At 48.0% G+C, this 17,836-nt stretch carries 15 protein-coding genes and 1 pseudogene; 6 read left to right on the top strand and 10 right to left on the bottom strand.

The features are described 5' to 3' along the window. The first annotated feature begins 4 nt into the window (after window positions 1-4). Both ACUHGC_RS11480 and ACUHGC_RS11475 read left to right on the top strand, forming a co-directional pair. Window positions 5-787, top strand: a complete 783-nt coding sequence (locus ACUHGC_RS11480; RefSeq protein ID WP_446833419.1) for a YchF/TatD family DNA exonuclease — start codon at window positions 5-7, stop codon at window positions 785-787. A 9-nt stretch (window positions 788-796) separates the two neighbouring features. Then, window positions 797-1,348, top strand: coding sequence for a DUF1523 family protein (locus ACUHGC_RS11475; RefSeq protein ID WP_446833418.1), 552 nt, complete (start codon window positions 797-799; stop codon window positions 1,346-1,348). A gap of 645 nt (window positions 1,349-1,993) precedes the next feature. On the opposite strand, the gene ACUHGC_RS11470 is transcribed toward ACUHGC_RS11475, so the two are convergent. Both ACUHGC_RS11470 and ACUHGC_RS11465 read right to left on the bottom strand, forming a co-directional pair. Then, window positions 1,994-2,119: a hypothetical protein gene (locus tag ACUHGC_RS11470; RefSeq protein ID WP_446833417.1), complete on the bottom strand. Its 126-nt coding sequence runs from the start codon at window positions 2,117-2,119 to the stop codon at window positions 1,994-1,996. Further along, window positions 2,119-2,355: a hypothetical protein gene (locus tag ACUHGC_RS11465; RefSeq protein ID WP_446833416.1), complete on the bottom strand. Its 237-nt coding sequence runs from the start codon at window positions 2,353-2,355 to the stop codon at window positions 2,119-2,121. Before ACUHGC_RS11465 ends, ACUHGC_RS11470 begins: the two co-directional genes overlap by 1 nt. Window positions 2,356-2,792: 437 nt before the next feature. Between ACUHGC_RS11465 and ACUHGC_RS11460 the strand changes: the two are divergent. The 3 genes and pseudogenes from ACUHGC_RS11460 to ACUHGC_RS11450 all read left to right on the top strand — a co-directional run. Further along, window positions 2,793-2,849: pseudogene (locus ACUHGC_RS11460) on the top strand (ESPR-type extended signal peptide-containing protein); the annotation flags it as partial. Between the two features lie 96 nt (window positions 2,850-2,945). Then, window positions 2,946-7,433, top strand: coding sequence for a beta strand repeat-containing protein (locus tag ACUHGC_RS11455; RefSeq protein WP_446834903.1), 4,488 nt, complete (start codon window positions 2,946-2,948; stop codon window positions 7,431-7,433). A 61-nt stretch (window positions 7,434-7,494) separates the two neighbouring features. Then, on the top strand, window positions 7,495-8,250 hold the full coding sequence (locus tag ACUHGC_RS11450; protein ID WP_446833415.1) for an OmpA family protein: 756 nt from the start codon (window positions 7,495-7,497) through the stop codon (window positions 8,248-8,250). A 60-nt stretch (window positions 8,251-8,310) separates the two neighbouring features. Here the strand turns inward: ACUHGC_RS11450 and ACUHGC_RS11445 are convergent, their stop codons facing one another. From ACUHGC_RS11445 to secM, 4 genes are all read right to left on the bottom strand, one after another. Beyond that, window positions 8,311-9,534, bottom strand: a complete 1,224-nt coding sequence (locus ACUHGC_RS11445) for a glycosyltransferase (protein WP_446833414.1) — start codon at window positions 9,532-9,534, stop codon at window positions 8,311-8,313. 38 nt (window positions 9,535-9,572) lie between these two features. Further along, window positions 9,573-9,998 (bottom strand): 8-oxo-dGTP diphosphatase MutT, encoded by a 426-nt coding sequence (mutT, locus tag ACUHGC_RS11440; RefSeq protein WP_446833413.1) that lies wholly within the window; start codon window positions 9,996-9,998, stop codon window positions 9,573-9,575. 61 nt (window positions 9,999-10,059) lie between these two features. After that, window positions 10,060-12,759 carry a preprotein translocase subunit SecA gene (gene secA, locus ACUHGC_RS11435; RefSeq protein WP_446833412.1) on the bottom strand — a complete coding sequence of 900 codons (2,700 nt, stop codon included), beginning with the start codon at window positions 12,757-12,759 and terminating at the stop codon, window positions 10,060-10,062. A 106-nt stretch (window positions 12,760-12,865) separates the two neighbouring features. Next, the gene (gene secM / locus ACUHGC_RS11430; RefSeq protein WP_446834902.1) at window positions 12,866-13,207 is read right to left on the bottom strand and encodes a secA translation cis-regulator SecM; all 342 of its coding nucleotides are present in this window, start codon (window positions 13,205-13,207) and stop codon (window positions 12,866-12,868) included. A 113-nt stretch (window positions 13,208-13,320) separates the two neighbouring features. On the opposite strand from secM, the gene ACUHGC_RS11425 reads away from it, so the two are divergent. Then, the gene (locus ACUHGC_RS11425) at window positions 13,321-13,629 is read left to right on the top strand and encodes a DciA family protein (protein WP_446833411.1); all 309 of its coding nucleotides are present in this window, start codon (window positions 13,321-13,323) and stop codon (window positions 13,627-13,629) included. Here the strand turns inward: ACUHGC_RS11425 and ACUHGC_RS11420 are convergent. The 4 genes from ACUHGC_RS11420 to pilQ all read right to left on the bottom strand — a co-directional run bounded on the left by ACUHGC_RS11420 (window position 13,604) and on the right by pilQ (window position 17,831). Further along, window positions 13,604-14,488 carry a Dam family site-specific DNA-(adenine-N6)-methyltransferase gene (locus tag ACUHGC_RS11420; protein ID WP_446833410.1) on the bottom strand — a complete coding sequence of 295 codons (885 nt, stop codon included), beginning with the start codon at window positions 14,486-14,488 and terminating at the stop codon, window positions 13,604-13,606. The two genes, ACUHGC_RS11425 and ACUHGC_RS11420, sit on opposite strands and share 26 nt — an antisense overlap. A 6-nt stretch (window positions 14,489-14,494) precedes the next feature. Continuing rightward, the gene (gene aroB / locus ACUHGC_RS11415; protein WP_446834901.1) at window positions 14,495-15,586 is read right to left on the bottom strand and encodes a 3-dehydroquinate synthase; all 1,092 of its coding nucleotides are present in this window, start codon (window positions 15,584-15,586) and stop codon (window positions 14,495-14,497) included. Between the two features lie 66 nt (window positions 15,587-15,652). Beyond that, window positions 15,653-16,186 carry a shikimate kinase AroK gene (aroK, locus tag ACUHGC_RS11410; protein WP_446833409.1) on the bottom strand — a complete coding sequence of 178 codons (534 nt, stop codon included), beginning with the start codon at window positions 16,184-16,186 and terminating at the stop codon, window positions 15,653-15,655. Between the two features lie 286 nt (window positions 16,187-16,472). After that, window positions 16,473-17,831, bottom strand: coding sequence for a type IV pilus secretin PilQ (gene pilQ, locus ACUHGC_RS11405; RefSeq protein WP_446833408.1), 1,359 nt, complete (start codon window positions 17,829-17,831; stop codon window positions 16,473-16,475). Window positions 17,832-17,836 lie beyond the last annotated feature (5 nt).

The following is a 17,836-nucleotide window of genomic DNA, read 5'->3' as shown; positions in this document are numbered from 1 at the left end:
AACCGTGTTTATTGTTGATTCACACTGTCATTTAGACAGCTTAGATTATGAAAATCTGCACCGCGATATGGACGAAGTGGTCGGAAAAGCCAAGCAGCGTGAGGTGCAACATCTGCTGTCGATCAGCACCACCTTAAGCGGCTTTGAACAACTGCAAACCGCACTTGCACACCGCAGCGACGTGTCGCTTTCTTGCGGAATGCACCCGCTGAATGTCGAGGATGAGCCTTTTGATCCGCAAAGAATGCTGCAACTGGTGCAAGCGCCGCAGGTGATCGCAATCGGCGAATGCGGTTTGGATTACTACTACAGCGCCGAAAACAAAGCCAAGCAGCAGCAGATTTTCAGCCAACAGATCGACATTGCCAACCAACTGGCGAAACCGTTGATTGTGCATACCCGTTCTGCACGAGAGGACACCATCGATTTGTTGCAACAAGGCAATGCACAACAGTGCGGCGGCGTGCTACACTGTTTCACAGAAAATCAATGGATGGCGGATCAAGCGCTGGAATTGGGCTTTTACATCTCCGTTTCCGGCATCATCACTTTCCGCAACGCAGAAGAACTGCGTGAGGTGATCAAAACCGTACCGCTGGAACGGCTGTTGATCGAAACCGACTCGCCGTATCTGGCGCCGGTGCCGTATCGCGGCAAACAGAATCAACCGGCGTATGTGCGTGAAGTGTGTGAATATCTGGCGGTGTTGAAAGGCGTGAGCGCCGAGCAACTGGCGCAGATCACCACCGCCAATTTTGAACGCTTATTTAAAATCAACTTACAATAAGGAAAAAGAATGGCTAAATTTACTCTACGCAGGGGCATCACCCTGTTTTTCATTTTGGTCACGTTATTGATTCACGGCGTGCTGTTTGCCACGGTGAATTTCTATTTCCCGCATTATGACGTCACGCACGTGACCGGAGTGGAAGTGAAGCGGGTCGACAAAGACGGCCCAATCACTAAAGCCAATCCGGCAGACGGCCCGACTCGTGATGTGTACTATATTTATACGCAAAATCCGCAAAACGAAAAAGTGATGGTCTATCGCAACGAAGACACCCGCTGGGGCTTCCCGTTCTATTTCAAATTCAACTCCGCCGATCTACAAGCCAAAGCGCAAGGCTTTGCGGTCGAAAAGAAAAGCGTGCAGGTGAAGTACTACGGCTGGCGTTTGGTGATGTTCGATGAATTCCGCAACATGACCTCAATGAAAGAAGTCAGCGCCGACTCCGAAGCCAGCTGGCCGATCGCCAGCTATGTGATGTATTTCCTGTTGCTGATCACCTTGTTCCTGTCGATTCAATTTATCCGCGGCTGGTTTGCTAGCGGGAATGAGCAGGCATAAGCGGTTATTACTAACTAAATTTATCGCTTATTTTAATCAAGTCGGGTAGCAACTGTGCTTGTTGCAGTTATGAAATAAAATATCGCAGAGCCTCCCTCTGCCCTTCGGGCATCTCCCTCCGCACGCGGAGGGAGAGAAAATCATGTATATCACAATAATGAGAAGTAAAATATCTTTCGCCCTCTCCGTTTACGGAGGGGGCTGCCGAAGGCTGGGGGAGGGCGTGCTATGTTAATCGGGGCGGGTAGTGTGGGCTTGCCAGCCCACAAGCCGCACTTTGATTATTCTCTATTTTTTGAATTATCGCTATCGGGTTTCGCCGATGGCGACTGATTTTTTTTTGCTCGTGCAAAAAAAGTCAGCAAAAAAAGCACGCCCCTATTGCGCAGCTGATCCTCGCTTACTGTGAATTTGCTTAACGGAAAATTTTTAATTCGCCCGCGTTGCGGGCAGACTCGCTGCGCTCAAACAAAAAAATTTCCCTACAAATTTCACAGCCGCTCAGGCAGCGCAGAAGGGGGAACTAAAACCAAGCGCACCGTACTTTGATTTTTCTACGATCGGGGTTGGTCAAGGTGGGGGCAGATTGTATATCCGCCTGTGGTGATCGTGATGTCCACACACGACAAACGCTCAGACATCAGGTTATGATTTCTTTTTTTGCTCCGGCTTGTAGCCTTTCGGATAGGGATTTTTTTCAAGATATGCTGCCCCAATTGCACCACAAATACCGATAAGCAAAAACACGGTTAATCCAAAAAAGATATCCATTATTTTTCCTCCATCTTATTTAATGAGTTTTTGATTGCTTTCCCAACAAAAAGAAATGTATATACGCTGGTAATCAAAAACACCGAAATTCCAGCTTTTATTGGCAGTGGGTTATTTTCATACAGAATAATAGGTATCGCTAATATTGCAACTTTGGCGATGTCGTCTGCCATTGTTGCCCAACCATCGAGTGTGGTTTTGCCGATCGGGCGTTTTAATACATTGATGTTTAACACAATTTTCTCCAATGTTGATCGAAAATTGCATCGTAGCGAAATGCAATAAAAAATCCCGTATTGGAAATTATTTTTACGAGCCGGATCGCAAAACCGCACTTTGCTTAGCCAAGTGCGGTTTAGGGGCGCTATGAAGCCTGTTGCCAGCCATAATTCATGCTCCAAAAAAGAGATACTAAAAAAGTAATTTGTAAATGAAATCCTTAAAATGATGAAGCATACCTTTAAATAATAATTTAACGTTAATTGCATTGTAACTCTATATTACTATTTTATTGTCATTTAAGTTTAGCAATGTGTATTTTTATAGAAAAAACATAAAAAATGTGATTTAATGCTCGGGTTTATACATTTTTAATCTTATTTGTTTAAATTAGTTATAGTTAGTTATTTTTTGTTTTTTCTGAAATAGTCAAACATAATCAAGGGGTTATAATATGAACAAGGTTTACAAAGTAATTTGGAACAAGGCACAGCAGCGTTTTGTCGTTGTCTCCGAATTAGCATCATCTCATGGAAAAGCAGCGAGCGAATCAAACGGTTATGCGGTTAAAAAATGCACGTTTTTCTTTACATTCAGTAAGGTTATCTTGGCACTGTCAATAGCTCTAAGTGGAGCAACCGCTTTTGCAGCACAAGTTGCTATTGACGGTTCTAATGGCACAACAGGTACAGCACAAGCGACAGGGAATCATGCAATTGCTATTGGAAATAAATCAAAGGCGCTAACAAATTTTGCCATTGCCATTGGCTCAGAGGCTGAGGTTTCTACGGAAAATCGTGGTATCGCGATTGGTCGTAAAGCAAAAACCACCGGTTATGAGAGTCTTTCTTTCGGTAATGAAGCGGCGGCTAGTGCGAATAACGCTGTAGCAATCGGCAATAAATCAAAAGCCAGTGGTAGCTTCAGTATTGCCCAAGGACAGCAAGCTAATGCAGATGGATTGTTGACCGTCGCTATCGGCAGCAAAGCGGGTTACACTACCTTGGATGCTGATGCTGTCAAAGACAATCGTGATAATACCTTTGTTGGTGGTTGGGCAGGTCCCAATGTGGTTGGTACTCGTAACACCGCGCTCGGTAGTTCTGCCGGTGGCGTAAGAATTGTGGACGGAGTTACTCCCGAAGGTATATTTGAAGGCAACAGCAACACTGCAGTTGGTGATAGCAGCGGTCAAAATGTTCAAGGCGACAGCAACGTTGCTATGGGTAACCATGCCGGTCGTCAAATTGAAGCCAACCACACTATCAGCATCGGCTCGGGCGCAACTGCCGCCGCAAATAACAGTATTGCTATCGGCAGTGCAACAGAAGTGAGCAGCTCAGGCGCAGCCAACGCAACTACAATTGACAGTAATAATGCCAACAGCACCGCAGTAGGCTTTAACAATACTGTTCAAGGCCAATATTCCCGATTTTTGGGCAGTGGCAGCAACAGCGTATTCGGCCAAAACAACACCACCACCCGCAGCACCAACACTTCGGTGGTCGGCGGTGGCAATACTGTTAAAAAATACATGTATGCTTCAGTGGTAGGTGCCAATAATACTGTGAAAGCTGCTACAGTAAATGCGCTGCAATCCGCGGCAGTCGGCGTTTACGGTATCGGCAACACTGTGAATGATTCATTCGGTGTCAGCATCACCGGCGGCCAAAATACGGTTGATGATTCACGCAACAGCTTTATCGTCGGCGGCAACAACACTGTGAGCAAAGGTGCAACTGAAGGAGTTTCCAATGATATCGGCATTTTCGGTGCTGATAACTCTGTTACTGATACCGAAACCCTGAGCATTGTTGGCGATCATAATATTGTTAAAGGTGTCAGCAAAGCAACGGACAGTGCGAGCGGTATTCATGGCTCGAATAATATGGTTACTAATGCCAATGGGGTGCGTCTACTTGGTAATTCAAACGAAGTAGTTGCTGATGATTCATTTGTACTTGGTAATAATGCCACGGTTAAAGGGGCAGGTAGTAAAAATATTAGCGGTGCAGTTGCAGTCGGTCTTGGCGGTACTGTCAATGCTAGTAATGGTACAGCCATCGGCACAGAGGCGAAAGTTGCCGATAGTAACGGTATTGCAATTGGTAAGCAGGCTGAATCTAGTGGTCATGCGCCATCTATCGCTGTAGGAACAGAAGCCGTTGCACGTGAAGGCGATGTAGCAATTGGTGAACAAGTTGGTCTTGGTGGTAGCGGTCAATTCAATACGCGTATTGGTCATTGGGCTGGTAAAAACGCGAATGGCAATCAAAATATCGCCTTAGGTTATAATTCAGGTGAAAATATTAATTCCAGCGAAAATATCACCATCGGTTTATGGGCGGGACGAAATTCAAAAGCTGCCGATGCGCCAGTTGCAGAGTATAAGTATTCTAAAGGACATAACACTTATATTGGTAGTAGTGCAGGTCGTTCGACTACTGGTGATGTCAATGTCGCAGTCGGTCAATTAGCAGGACAAAATAGTAACGGTAGCGCTAACGTTAACTTGGGGCTATTTGCAGGTATGAGCAGTGAAGGTGACTATAACGTCGCAATTGGTCAAGGCGCAGGCGTGAGTATTGACGCCGATAAAACAGTTGCTATCGGTAAGGTGGCGACAGCACAAGGTAATAGTAGTATCGCATTAGGCGATAGCGCCAAAACAGGTGGCGTTGGCGCAATTGCAATCGGTATGAATGCTTCCACTGATTTCGAAGGCAGCACAGCAGTTGGGCGTGATACTCAAGCAACTGCTCATCGTTCAACAGCTCTTGGTGTAGGTTCACAAGCTACACAAACTTCTGCAACGGCAGTGGGAAATGGGGCTAATGCAAGCGGGTTAGCTGCATCGGCGTTTGGTACTGCAGCAATGGCTAGTGGTCCGAATGCAACTGCATTAGGGAATGCCACAAAAGCAGCTGGTGCGTATAGCGTGGCTGTTGGTCAAGGTGCAAATGCTTCCGGTGGTTATTCTATTGCACAGGGTAATAATAGTGCCGCGAGCAAAAATTATGCTATCGCTCAAGGTGATAGCAGTGTAGCAAGCGGTGAAAGTGCGGTTGCGATTGGTAAAGATGCTCAAGCCACTGCGAAAAATACTATTTCTATTGGTACCGGCAATATTGTCAGCGGTGAAGGTTCGGGGGCGATTGGTGATCCGTCAATTGTTGCGGGTACTAACAGCTTCTCAGCCGGCAACAACAACGCCGTTGGCAGCACTACAGATAATGCGTTTGTGCTGGGTGGTCAAAACAATATTGGCGGCGAAGCGAAAACCCGTGATACCAATGGGGTGATCACCACCTCCGGCGGCGTTCAAAATGAAGTTGCTGCATCTCACTCCGCGATTGTCGGTTACAAAAACAGCGTGCAAGACACCGATGTGTTTGTAATGGGTAATGAAGTTACGGTGGCAAATGGCATGAGTGGCGCGGTGGTATTGGGTAATAAATCTACTGCTGATAAATATGTACAAACCACCCAAACGACCGTGAATGGCGTGACTTACAACGGTTTTGCCGGCTCAGGCACATTGACTGATGGTTCAATTGTTTCGGTTGGTGCAGCAGGCGCTGAACGCCAAATCAAAAATGTGGCGGCGGGTCAAGTCAGCAGTTATTCTACTGACGCGATTAACGGTAGCCAGTTGTTTGCCGTGATGAACAGCGGTTGGAATTTCACTGTTGGTAATAGTGGTGGAACTAGCAGCAGTTCTTATACTGGCGGCGCTGCGTTTGAAGTGGTGAAACTGGGACAAACGATTAACTTTATTGCCGGTGATAATATTGATATCACTCAAAACGGTAAGGATATCACCATCAGCGCGAAAGTGATGAAAGGTGAAAAAGGCGATACTGGTGCTACAGGTGCTACAGGTGCTACAGGTGCTACAGGTGCTACAGGTGCTACAGGTGCTACAGGTGCTACAGGTGCTACAGGTGCTACAGGTGCTACAGGTGCTACAGGTGCTACAGGCACTACAGGCACTACAGGCACTACAGGCACAGGCGGTTCCGGCGGTTGGACTGTCAGCGTAGACGGTAAAGGTGGCAGCGTGGTCAATGCGGGCGATACGGTTAACATTGAAAGCGGTAAGAATATTCAGGTGAGCAAATCCAGTAATAATATTACGGTTGCTATAACCGATGATCTGAATGTGAACGGTGTGACAGCCGGTGATACTAAGTTAGACACCAACGGCTTAACCATTAATAATGGCCCAAGTGTAACCGCGGGTGGCATTAATGCCGCAAATACGAAAGTGACCGGCGTAGCAAACGGTGACATTTCCGCCGGTAGCAGCGATGCGATTAACGGCCGTCAAATGTTCGACCATGCGACTTCAGTTGCTAATGCGTTGGGCGGCGGTTCAACCGTTAACAGTGACGGCACAATTTCGGCACTGACTTATGAGGTTACGAATGATCCGTCAAGCGGAACGTCGGTTAAGGTTAATAGCGTGGGAGCAGCCCTGAGCAATTTAACTGAAGCGGTGAGAAAACCGTTGACCTTTGATACTGACAGCGGCAAGGTTATTGCTAATCTGGGTGGTATTGTCGGCGTTAAAGGAGATGGAAATAATATTTCAACTTCTGCCGATAACAGCGGCAACATTACGGTGAAAATGAGTGATACGCCGACATTTACTAGCGTAACAACCGGCGGCACTGTGGTGAATAACGACGGTATTACCACCAATAATGGTAAAGGTCCTAGCTTGACCACTACTGGCATTAATGCGGCTGGTACTAGAATCACGAATGTGGCTGCAGGTGTTGATGGCACCGATGCGGTGAATGTTAATCAGCTGAATGCTGCAACCAGTAACTTGAACAACCGTATCAACAAAGTTGATAATCGTGCAAGTGCGGGTACAGCGTCTGCCATGGCGGCAGCGGGCTTGCCACAAGCCTACTTGCCGGGTCATTCGATGGTTGCGGTTGCCGGTGGTACACATCGTGGTGAAAATGCGATTGCGTTAGGGGTTTCCCGCATTAGCGACAATGGCAAAGTGATCATCAAATTGACGGGTGCAACCAACAGCGAAAACGATACCAGCGCAAGCATCGGTGTCGGTTATCAATGGTAATGTAATCAATACCGCACTTTGCTCATCAACGGGTAAAGTGCGGTTATGACGAATAAGGAATATGCTCAAAATGAAAAAACTTGCGAAATATCTATTACCTATGATTGCGGCAGTGGTGTTGGCGGCTTGCGGTAACATCAGTAACGTAAAAAATGACGGCATGACCGATGAACTGATTTTCCCGGAAATCAATGATGCGGGTGTGAACTATAGCGGTTCACAATATGGAATCTGGCCAAATTGGGACAATGTACGCCAAATCGAAGCGGGCATGAACAAAGATCAGCTGTATTATTTGATCGGACGTCCACACAACTCTGAAGGGTTGTTTGCCGTGCGTGAATGGGATTATGTGTTCAACTATCGTCAAAACGGCGAGCACAAAATCTGTCAATTTAAAGTATTGTTCGACACCGACATGAACGCGCAATCGTTCTTTTGGAAACCGGCGGGCTGTAATAACCAATACGAACTGTCCGGCGATTTCTTGTTTGATTTCGATTCGACAGCCCTAAGTGCAAAAGGAAATGCGGTGCTTGACGGGATTATCAGCGGATTGAAAGCGCAGAAAGTGAATGCGGTGGTGGTTGACGGCTACACCGATCGTTTGGGTTCGGAGAGCTACAACCAAGCGTTGTCGCAACGCCGTGCCGAAGCGGTGAAAGTCTATTTTGTGCGTAACGGGTTTGCAGCGGGCGATGTGATCGCGGTAGGGCATGGCAAGGCGGATCAAGTTGTGGCTTGTGAAGCGGAACAAGGGCAAGCACTGCGTGACTGTTTGCGTCCAAATCGCCGCGTGATTATTTCGGCTAAATAACGCTTGAATAAACCGAGTTAGTTAACAGCCCCTCAGTGAATTTCACTTGAGGGGCTGTTTTTATGGGGTTTCAGTGATGTATTGTTCGAGATAACTCAATATCTCTTTGCCGGTTGGGTTAGGCTGCAATGCTAAATCAGCGGCTAATTGATCATACAGTTTTTTCACATTTGCCGTTGAATCTTGCGCTGCTTGTTGTTGATAAAATTTAAGATTATTAATCGTAATATTTCGGACATTAGGATTAGGATCGGATAACAAAATCTTTTTGCAGCATTCATAACCCAATTTGAAATTATTCACATAGTAGGCGCTGATAGATAATTCGAAGAAAATCCAAAAATTATGGATAGCTTTTTTCACGAATAAAATGTCATTTTCAGGGAACTGAATATCTTTTGCGATCATACCGAATTGATAAGCTAATTTGCATTTTCCTTGCAGCCGGAGCAAGCGGGCGGCATTGTATAAACACTCGATCCGATTTGGATTATAGTCATAACCGTCTAACCAAGCGCAGAGTGCCGATTTGTGATCGTTAAGTTGCTCATAACAAATTCCCAACGATTCATAAGCGCAGGTGACTTCCTCTATCCAGCCGCCAAGGTTGATGCGTTTTAAATACCACTCGGCAGCCTGTTGGTAACATTCCGCGTCACGGTAGGATTGCGCGCAGTAAAACGCATAGCGCGGTTTTAAATCCTCGTCCTCTTTTTGGCTGTAAGCCTGTTCTAATAGTTTGGCATCTTTCAGGTATTTCTCGGGATCTTGGCTGCGATTTCCGAAACGTCCTGAAATGACGGTGTAATTGCCGGAGATAAATGCTTTTGTTCTGTTTTTTTCCTTTGACTCCAAAAATTCATGCAATACACTACGCCAGAAAAATTGACCGTCATTTTTAATCAGTAATGGGCGGTAATATTGAGTACCGTTATTCGACATTGAAAGGTGGTAGCTGTCCTCGGTTAATTCCGGCAGGATCAACTCGCCCTCGATCCGATCATCGGCATCGAAAATTAACACATAATCCGATTTTCCTTGGCATCGCTGCAGGGCGACATTGCGATTATGGGAAAAATTGACCCATTCGGCGTGGTGAATTTCACCGGCAATCTTTTTTTCATTGAAAAAATCGGTGATGATTTGTACGGTGTTATCTGATGAACCGGTATCACAAATAACCCAGTAATCCAGTTGCAGGTGGCGGGCGATATTGTCGAGGGTGTCGCGGATGATCTTTGCTTCATCTTTGACAATCATATTCAGGCAGATTGTTTTTTTCATATTGGCACTATTATTCATTTTGCTAGCAGGAATTTAATCTAGCTTTCGTTGATTAAACGCGTAATAATTTTTTTATTCGCAGGCGGGAATTGTCCGCTGTCGAGGGTGTGCTGTTCGATCCAGAAGCCGTCTTGCCCTTCGCGTCCGAAAGGTTGGTGCAGCCATTCGTCAACCAAATAAAAACTCAGCTCAATCACTTTTTTCGGGTATTCAAACTGCAAGCGTTCGTATAGTTTGGCGTTCAGCACCATAATGCCGATTTCTTCTTCCAGTTCGCGTTTCAGGGCTTGTTCCGGGGTTTCATCGGCTTCGACTTTGCCGCCGGGGAATTCCCAACTTTGCGCGAAATCCTTTCCTTCCAAGCGGCGGGTGATGAAGATTTGTTTAAATTCATTACGGATAATCCCGACTGCGACTTTGATTAACGGCTTGGCTGTGGCGGAATTTGATGAAAGTGCGGTCATGTTTTTTCCTTGCTAAATCAAAGGCAGGGAGTACCTGCCTTTGATTGTGGTTCAAGATAATCTATTTAATTTTGCCGTGACAATATTTATACTTTTTGCCGGAGCCGCAAGGGCAAGGCGCATTGCGACTGACTTTTGCCACATCATCTTGTGCTTGTTGCTCATTGTTTTCTGTTTCACCGTGCTGATGATATTGCATCGAAGCGGCTTCGCGTTCTGCGGCCTCACGGCGTAAACGTTCCGCTTCTTCTACTTCTTCTTGAGTGCGCACCTGTACTTTACTTAACGTGCTGATCACAGTGAATTTCAACGTATCCAACATTTCAGTGAACATTTGGAACGACTCTTTTTTGTACTCTTGCTTCGGATCTTTTTGGGCATAACCGCGCAAGTGGATTCCACGACGTAGATGATCCATCGCCGCCAAGTGTTCTTTCCACAGTTCGTCCAGAATTTGCAACATCACGCCTTTTTCAAAGGCGCGCATATTCTCTGCGCCGACCAACTCCTCTTTGCGTTGATGTTCACTGACCGCGGCTGCCAGAATACGTTCGCGCAGGGTTTCTTCATGCAGGTTGTTGTCTTGCTCCAGCCAGTCGGTGATCGGTAACTCCAACGCAAAATCACTGTGCAGACGATGTTCCAAGCCTTCGATATTCCACATCTCTTCCAGTGATTGCGGCGGAATATATTGGTCGATCACGTTGTTGAATACATCTTCACGGATCACGTTAATGGTGTCGGAAATGTTTTCATTGTCTAGCAAGTCGTTACGTTGCGCGTAAATTGCATGGCGTTGATCATTGGCGACATCGTCAAATTGCAGCAGGTTTTTCCGCCCGTCAAAGTTGTGCGATTCCACTTTGGCTTGTGCACTGGCGATCACCTTTGCCAACAGTTTGGATTCCATCGCTTCGCCCGGCTCGCTGAACGCTTTGCGCATCATGTTCAATTTGCCTTCATTGAGGTAAATTCGCATTAACGCATCGTCTAACGACAGATAGAAACGCGATGAACCCGGATCGCCCTGACGACCGGAACGTCCGCGCAGCTGGTTGTCGATACGGCGTGATTCATGGCGTTCGGTGCCGATAATGTGCAAACCACCGGCCTTCATCACAATTTTATTGCGTTCTGCCCAGTCGGATTTGATTTGGGTGATCTGTTCCTCGGTCGGATTTTCCAGTTTTGCTACTTCGGCGCGCCAGTTACCGCCCAATACGATGTCAGTTCCGCGCCCCGCCATGTTAGTGGCGATGGTGACCGCACTTGGCACACCGGCATCGGCGACGATTTCTGCTTCTTGGGCGTGAAATTTGGCATTCAATACATTGTGTTTGATACCGGCTTTGTTTAATGCTTGCGACAGCAACTCGGATTTTTCAATTGAAATCGTACCGACCAGCACCGGCTGATGACGGGCGGTGGCATCTTTAATGTCTTCAATAATTGCGGCAAATTTATCTTCTTCGTTTTTGTACATTAAATCGGTATGGTCATCACGAATCATCGGTTTATTGGTCGGCACAACCACGGTTTCCAAACCGTAAATTTGTTGGAATTCAAACGCTTCGGTGTCCGCCGTACCGGTCATGCCCGCCAGTTTTTCATACAGGCGGAAGTAGTTTTGGTAAGTGATTGACGCGGTGGTTTGGTTTTCGCTTTGAATTTGTACGTTTTCTTTGGCTTCGATCGCTTGGTGCAAGCCCTCAGACCAGCGGCGACCTTGCATGGTGCGCCCGGTGTGTTCGTCCACGATCACGATTTCGCCGTCTTTCACGATATAGTCAACATTGCGCTCAAACAGGGTGTGCGCACGCAAAGCGGCATAAACGTGGTGCAACAAAGAGACTTTAGACGGCGAATACAGCGACTCACTCTCTTTCATCAAGCCCGCTTCGGTCAGTAAGTTCTCGATTTTCTCTTGTCCGCGTTCGGTTAAAAATGCCTGTTTGTTTTTCAGATCCAGCGTGTAGTCGCCGTCGCCTTGAAACTCTTCGCTGTCCTCTTTCTCTTGGAAGATCAAATTTGGGATCAGTTTATCAATTGCGATATACAGATCGGAGCTGTCTTCCGCTTGTCCGGAAATGATCAGCGGGGTGCGCGCTTCGTCAATTAAAATTGAATCAACCTCATCGACCAACGCATAATACAGTGGACGCTGGAAGCGATCTTGTGCCGAATGCGCTAAATTGTCGCGCAGGTAGTCAAAACCCAGTTCGCTGTTGGTAGCGTAGGTGATATCGGCGGCATAAGCGGCGCGTTTTTGTTCAGGTTGTAGCCCCGGAATATTCACGCCGACGGTCATGCCTAAAAATTCAAACAGCGGGCGGTTGGTTTCCGCATCGCGGCGTGCCAAATAATCATTGACGGTCACCACGTGCACGCCGCGTCCGGTCAACGCATTCAAATAGCAAGGCAGGGTGGCGGTCAGGGTTTTCCCTTCGCCGGTGCGCATTTCGGCGATACAGCGATCATTTAAGATCATGCCGCCTAACAGCTGCACGTCAAACGGACGCATTCCCAGCGTACGTTGACTGGCTTCGCGTACGGTGGCGAACGCTTCCGGCAGGATTTTTTCCAAAGTTTCGCCCTGTTCTAAACGGGCTTTAAATTCGGTGGTTTTGGCTCTCAGTTGCTCATCGCTGAGCGCTTGATATTCCGCTTCCAGTTGATTGATTTGTTGGACGCGTTTGTTAAGGCGGCGCAGGATACGGTCGTTGCGGCTGCCGAATAATTTGGTTGCAATCGTTCTAAACATAATTTTATTTCTTTATCGTATTAAGTGATTCGGGCACCGATCGCAACGCAAAACCGCACTTGGCTGTTTTGCAGGGGATTCGGCAAATTTCAATGGATTAAATCGGTTAAATTGTCGGTTGCAAGTGCGGTCCGGCGCGAATTGGCGGCAGCGCTTCAAGCGGATTTTGCGGAAGCGGTTGTTGGCTCAGTGGAATCTGCTGCGGCAAGGCGCGGCTGATTTGTTGCTGTAAGCGGATTTGCTGTTGTTGCTGTTGATAAAATTGCGGCGCAATCGGTTGGCGCTGCTCCAGCTGTTGTGACTGCTGATATGCCGAATCATAACTCTGTTGGTTGGACGCCAAATTGGCACTGCCCGGCAACGACAAAATAGCCAACATTCCCAATAGGAATTGTGACCAAAAGTGCGGTTTGCGACCGGCTTTGCGGTGGCTGCGGAACAGATTCATCAAGTGTGTCGCCCGGGTTGCGTTTGAATACAGGGTTATCAAAAATGTGTGTTATTATAAAACATCATTCAGCTTATGTCATAAATATCGGGATAAATGGCGGAAAAACAAGTATGCGCAATCAAAAAATGAAAAATATCAAAGAAATTGTCGAACGCAGTGCCTTTGCCGAGATTGCCCGGCGCGGGCTGTTTCTCAGCGAAGCGAACGCCCGCTTGCAGCAGCATTTTCCCGAAGCGTTTAAGGGGCGGTTTCGTTTGGCGAACATTCGCAATGAGGTGATTTATTGCGAGGTGCAAAATGCCACGATTAAACAGGGGATTTTATTTCGTCAGGCGGAATTACTGCATTTGACCCAGCAACTCTTTCCGCAGGTTACGCGGCTGGAGTTTAAGATTAATCCTGAATTGGCGCAATCGTAGCCGTAGCTGACGGTTTGCCCGCTTTAAACACGGCGATTAATTCGTTGACTTTGCCGCGATTTTCACCATTTTGGCTGATATGGCGCTGCACAATCAGCTTTTTGAAACGTGCGCCGCGGTAAATTTGGCGGGTGAATGGCGTGTCGTGGTTGGAGATCACCACGGTTGTGCGGTGTTGTTCAGCCGACTGTTTGGCAAGATCGGCAAGTTGTTGCTGTTGTTGCAAGGTGAAGCCGTTGCCCGCATAGTGGGTGAAATTGGAAAGCTGTTGTAACGGTGCGTATGGCGGATCGCAATACACCACGCTGTCGTGGGTCACCAGTTGAAAGCTGTGATCGAATGCGGCACAGATAAAAGTGGCGTGTTGTGCTTTTTGGCTGAAATAGCGGATTTCCGATTCGGGAAAATAGGGTTTGACGTAGGCGCCGAACGGCACATTAAACTGCCCTTTGCTGTTGTAGCGGCAAAGCCCGTTATAGCCGAAACGGTTGAGATACACAAACAGCACCGAACGCAAAAACGGATCGGAAGTGCGGTTGAACTCGTCGCGTTGGCGATAATAAAATTCGGCGCTGTTGGCATCGGGGTGTTGAAACAGTTTGGCACTTTCCGCGATAAAATGTTCTACCTCGTTTTTCACCACATTGAACAGATTGATCAGATCGGCGTTCAGATCTGCCAAAATATAGTGCTTAAAATTGGAGTTTAGAAAAACCGAACCGGCGCCGACAAAGGGTTCAATCAAGGTAGATTTGTTTTTGGGCAACAGCTTGTTGATTTCATCGGTCAGACGAAATTTTCCGCCCGCCCATTTTAAAAACGGGCGGTGCTTAAGCGGAGGGTTGATCGCTGTTGACATCGAGGATTAATCAAACTGGCTGCAAAGGTTGATTGCTTGCCGCACCAGTTGCGGATCGCTGTCTTTGGCGACATAGGCTTGCCCCAGTTTTTTCAGCAGCACCAGCCGCAATTTGCCGGCGAGCACTTTTTTGTCGCGCATCATCAGCGGCAGATAGTCATCGGCGGTCATGCCGTCCGGCGAGACGGTCGGCAAGTTGGCTTGCGCTAACAGTTTTTCCAAGCGGAATACTTCAGCACGGCTTAAATCGCCGAGCAGATTAGACTGTGCCGCCGCCATCAACATTCCGACTGCGACCGCTTCACCGTGCAGCCAGTTGCCGTAGCCTAAATGGGTTTCAATCGCATGGCCGAAAGTGTGCCCCAGATTTAACAGCGCACGGTCGCCTTGTTCGGTTTCATCGCGCGCGACCACTTCGGCTTTCAGCTCACAGCAGCGTTGAATGCAGTATTGCAGCGGTTGAGTTTCCAGTTTAACCAACTCGTCAATATGCTGTTCCAACCATTCAAAAAAGGCGATATCGAAAATCGCTCCGTATTTGATCACTTCCGCCAAACCGGCAAATACTTCCCGCTTCGGCAGGGTGTTGAGAGTGCTACTGTCAATTACCACCGCGCAAGGCTGGTAGAACGCGCCGATCATGTTTTTGCCGAGCGCATGGTTAACGCCGGTTTTGCCGCCGACAGACGAATCGACCTGAGAAAGTAAGGTGGTTGGAATTTGCAATAAACGCACGCCGCGCTGATAACTGGCGGCGGCAAAACCCGCCACATCGCCGACCACACCGCCGCCGAGCGCCACAATGGTGGTGTCGCGACCGTGATTGGCTTGCAAAAGTGCGGTAAAAATCAGATTTAACGAGTCGAGAGTTTTGAACTGTTCGCCGTCGGGAATCTGCACCGATTCCACTTGGCAGCCAAGCTGCTGCAACGCATCGCTCACCGTTGCCAGATAGTGTTCGGCAACGGTCGGGTTGGTGACAATCATGACTTTATCGCCGCTTTTTAACGGCGCATAGCTTTCACTGCGGCTGAGTAAGTCGTTGCCGATGCGGATCGGGTAACGTCGATCTTTCAGTTCGACAGTGACTTCGGTCATGTCTGTTCCGAGAGTATTGGCTTCAATCATGTTGTCATCTCAACTGGTTAGGTTTAAAGGGCGAAATTAATTGACCGAGTTGTATTGTTCCAACAAATCGATCAGCTGATTTGCCATGTTTTTGGCATTTTGTTCGTCGGTGCTCATGGTGATGTCGGCAATCTCTTCATATAGCGGATTGCGGACTTTCGCCAAATCTTCCAACACCTGACGCGGATCGGTCACATCTTGCAACAGCGGGCGTTTTTTGTCGCGCAGGGTGCGTTGGTGTTGTTTGTCAACGGTGGTTTCTAAATAAACCACAGTGCCGCGTGCCGATAAATGGTTACGGGTCTCTTTCGATAAAATGGCGCCGCCGCCGGTGGAAAGTACGATGCCTTGACGTTGGGTCAATTCGTTGATGATCCGCTCTTCGCGCTTGCGGAAACCGCTTTCGCCTTCGACATCAAAAATCCAGCTGATGTCGGCGCCGGCGCGCTGTTCAATTTCATTGTCGGAATCGACAAATTCCATGCCGAGGATTTGCGCCAATTGGCGGCCGATGGTGCTTTTGCCGGCACCCATAGGACCGATTAAAAAGATATTACGTTTTTCAGCCATGTTATTCTAATTTCTTGTTAATGTTATTATTCATAAGATTTGCAATCAGCAAATGCAGTGTTGAAGGAATAAAAAGCGGGCGAGTGTATTTGTCTAAGACTTCAGACTTAAGAGCTCAGATAAGAACGGTGCTTAAAAACGGCAACTTAAGCGGTAAAACACCCCACAAACTTCAACTTCGAGTTAAGGGGGGCAATTATCGCAATAAACCGCACCGCTTTTCAACCGTCTTACCCGATTTAATCAATAAAAACTCAAATTCGGCGGAAAAAGGTGCGCAAACCTATCAGAATCCGTAGCCAAACGGACGCGGCGGTTTACCGGGCTGAGAGTTGGCTTTTTTCGTCTCGACGCGGTTTTGCGGCTGCACGATATGCGGCGTGACAAAAATCACCAGTTCGCGCTTTGCCTGGCGTTTAGTGGTTTTACCGAACAGGTGTTTGATGCCCGGCACATCGCCCAGCAGCGGCACTTTGTCTTGTCCGTCGACCAAAGTATCGTGAAACACCCCGCCTAGCACAATGGTTTCGCCGTGGCGTGCGAAAACCTGGGTTTGAATTTCCTGTTTATCAATGGTCGTCATCTGATTATTGCCGTATGCCACGCTGTTGCCGGGAGAGTTTTGGCTGATCAGCAGATCCAGCAAAATCGTGTTGTCATGGGAAATATGCGGCGTCACTTCCAGCCCCAACACCGCGTCGCGAAATTCGACGCTTTGGGTGTCGTTGCGCGCGTTGTTGACCAGATAAGGAATTTCGGTGCCTTGTTTAATGCTGGCGCTGCGTTTGTTAACCGTCAACAAACGCGGGCTGGCGATAATATTGACGTTATTTTCACGCTCAAGTGCGGTCAGTTCCAGATCCAGCAAGCGGCTGTTGATGTTCGCCACTTGCAGCGACACGCTGGCGGCATTGGCGTAGTCACTGCCGAAATTCACATTCAGCTGTGAGCCGAGCTCGGCAAAACCGTTTGCCTCTAAGCTGCCGGCAACCCGATGTGCCTGTGCACTTGGTTCGAACAGTCCCCAACGCGTGCCGAGTTCACGCAGGCTTTCATCGCTGATAGTGACAATCCGCGCTTCGATCAACACCTGTTGCGTCGGCTGATCCAACAGCTGAATCAGGCGCCGCAGATTGGCGATCGTTTGCGGCTGTTCCTGTAAAATCAAACTGTTGCTGCGATCATCAAAACTGATGCTGCCGTTCGCCGACAAAAACGAACCGCTGCCGCTGTTCAGCGTTTGCAACACTTCGGCGGCTTTGGCGTGTTGTAGCGTGATTTTGACCGTTTGCAATGTCGGGGTGGTGAGCGCTTCGCTCACGGCTGGTGTTGCCGCAGCGGGATCGGCGGCGCTGACGTAGTAATGCCCGTCAAAGCGTTCGATTTTCAGGTTGTGAATTTTGCCGACCGCTTGCAGCAGCTGATCAAAGCGGGTGTTTTTCAGATTCAGGCTGATATTGCCTTGTAATTCGTCGGCTAAGATCAAGTTCACATCGTGTTGTTGGGCTAAATAGTGCAACGTGCCGGCGAGCGGGGCTTGCTTCAGCGAAAGATTGAACGCATCAGCGGCGGCGGAGTCGGCGGCGACCGCACTTGCCGTCAAGCATAGGCAGAGCGACAGGCATTTTGGGATGAAACGTAACATACATT

This window comes from Testudinibacter sp. P27/CKL/0425 (genome assembly GCF_052931395.1).
Note: the sequence above shows the minus strand (reverse complement) of the source record. Positions and strands in the feature narration are given on the sequence as shown.

Bases quoted from the DNA above. Each gene is read 5' to 3' on its own strand.
- ACUHGC_RS11450 (WP_446833415.1), top strand. From the start codon at position 7,495: ATGCTCAAAATGAAAAAACTTGCGAAATATCTATTACCTATGATTGCG.
- ACUHGC_RS11445 (WP_446833414.1), bottom strand. From the start codon at position 9,534: ATGAAAAAAACAATCTGCCTGAATATGATTGTCAAAGATGAAGCAAAG.
- ACUHGC_RS11475 (WP_446833418.1), top strand. From the start codon at position 797: ATGGCTAAATTTACTCTACGCAGGGGCATCACCCTGTTTTTCATTTTG.
- ACUHGC_RS11420 (WP_446833410.1), bottom strand. From the start codon at position 14,488: ATGTCAACAGCGATCAACCCTCCGCTTAAGCACCGCCCGTTTTTAAAA.
- ACUHGC_RS11425 (WP_446833411.1), top strand. From the start codon at position 13,321: ATGCGCAATCAAAAAATGAAAAATATCAAAGAAATTGTCGAACGCAGT.
- ACUHGC_RS11470 (WP_446833417.1), bottom strand. From the start codon at position 2,119: ATGGATATCTTTTTTGGATTAACCGTGTTTTTGCTTATCGGTATTTGT.
- secA (WP_446833412.1), bottom strand. From the start codon at position 12,759: ATGTTTAGAACGATTGCAACCAAATTATTCGGCAGCCGCAACGACCGT.
- mutT (WP_446833413.1), bottom strand. From the start codon at position 9,998: ATGACCGCACTTTCATCAAATTCCGCCACAGCCAAGCCGTTAATCAAA.
- aroK (WP_446833409.1), bottom strand. From the start codon at position 16,186: ATGGCTGAAAAACGTAATATCTTTTTAATCGGTCCTATGGGTGCCGGC.
- pilQ (WP_446833408.1), bottom strand. From the start codon at position 17,831: ATGTTACGTTTCATCCCAAAATGCCTGTCGCTCTGCCTATGCTTGACG.
- aroB (WP_446834901.1), bottom strand. From the start codon at position 15,586: ATGACCGAAGTCACTGTCGAACTGAAAGATCGACGTTACCCGATCCGC.
- secM (WP_446834902.1), bottom strand. From the start codon at position 13,207: ATGAATCTGTTCCGCAGCCACCGCAAAGCCGGTCGCAAACCGCACTTT.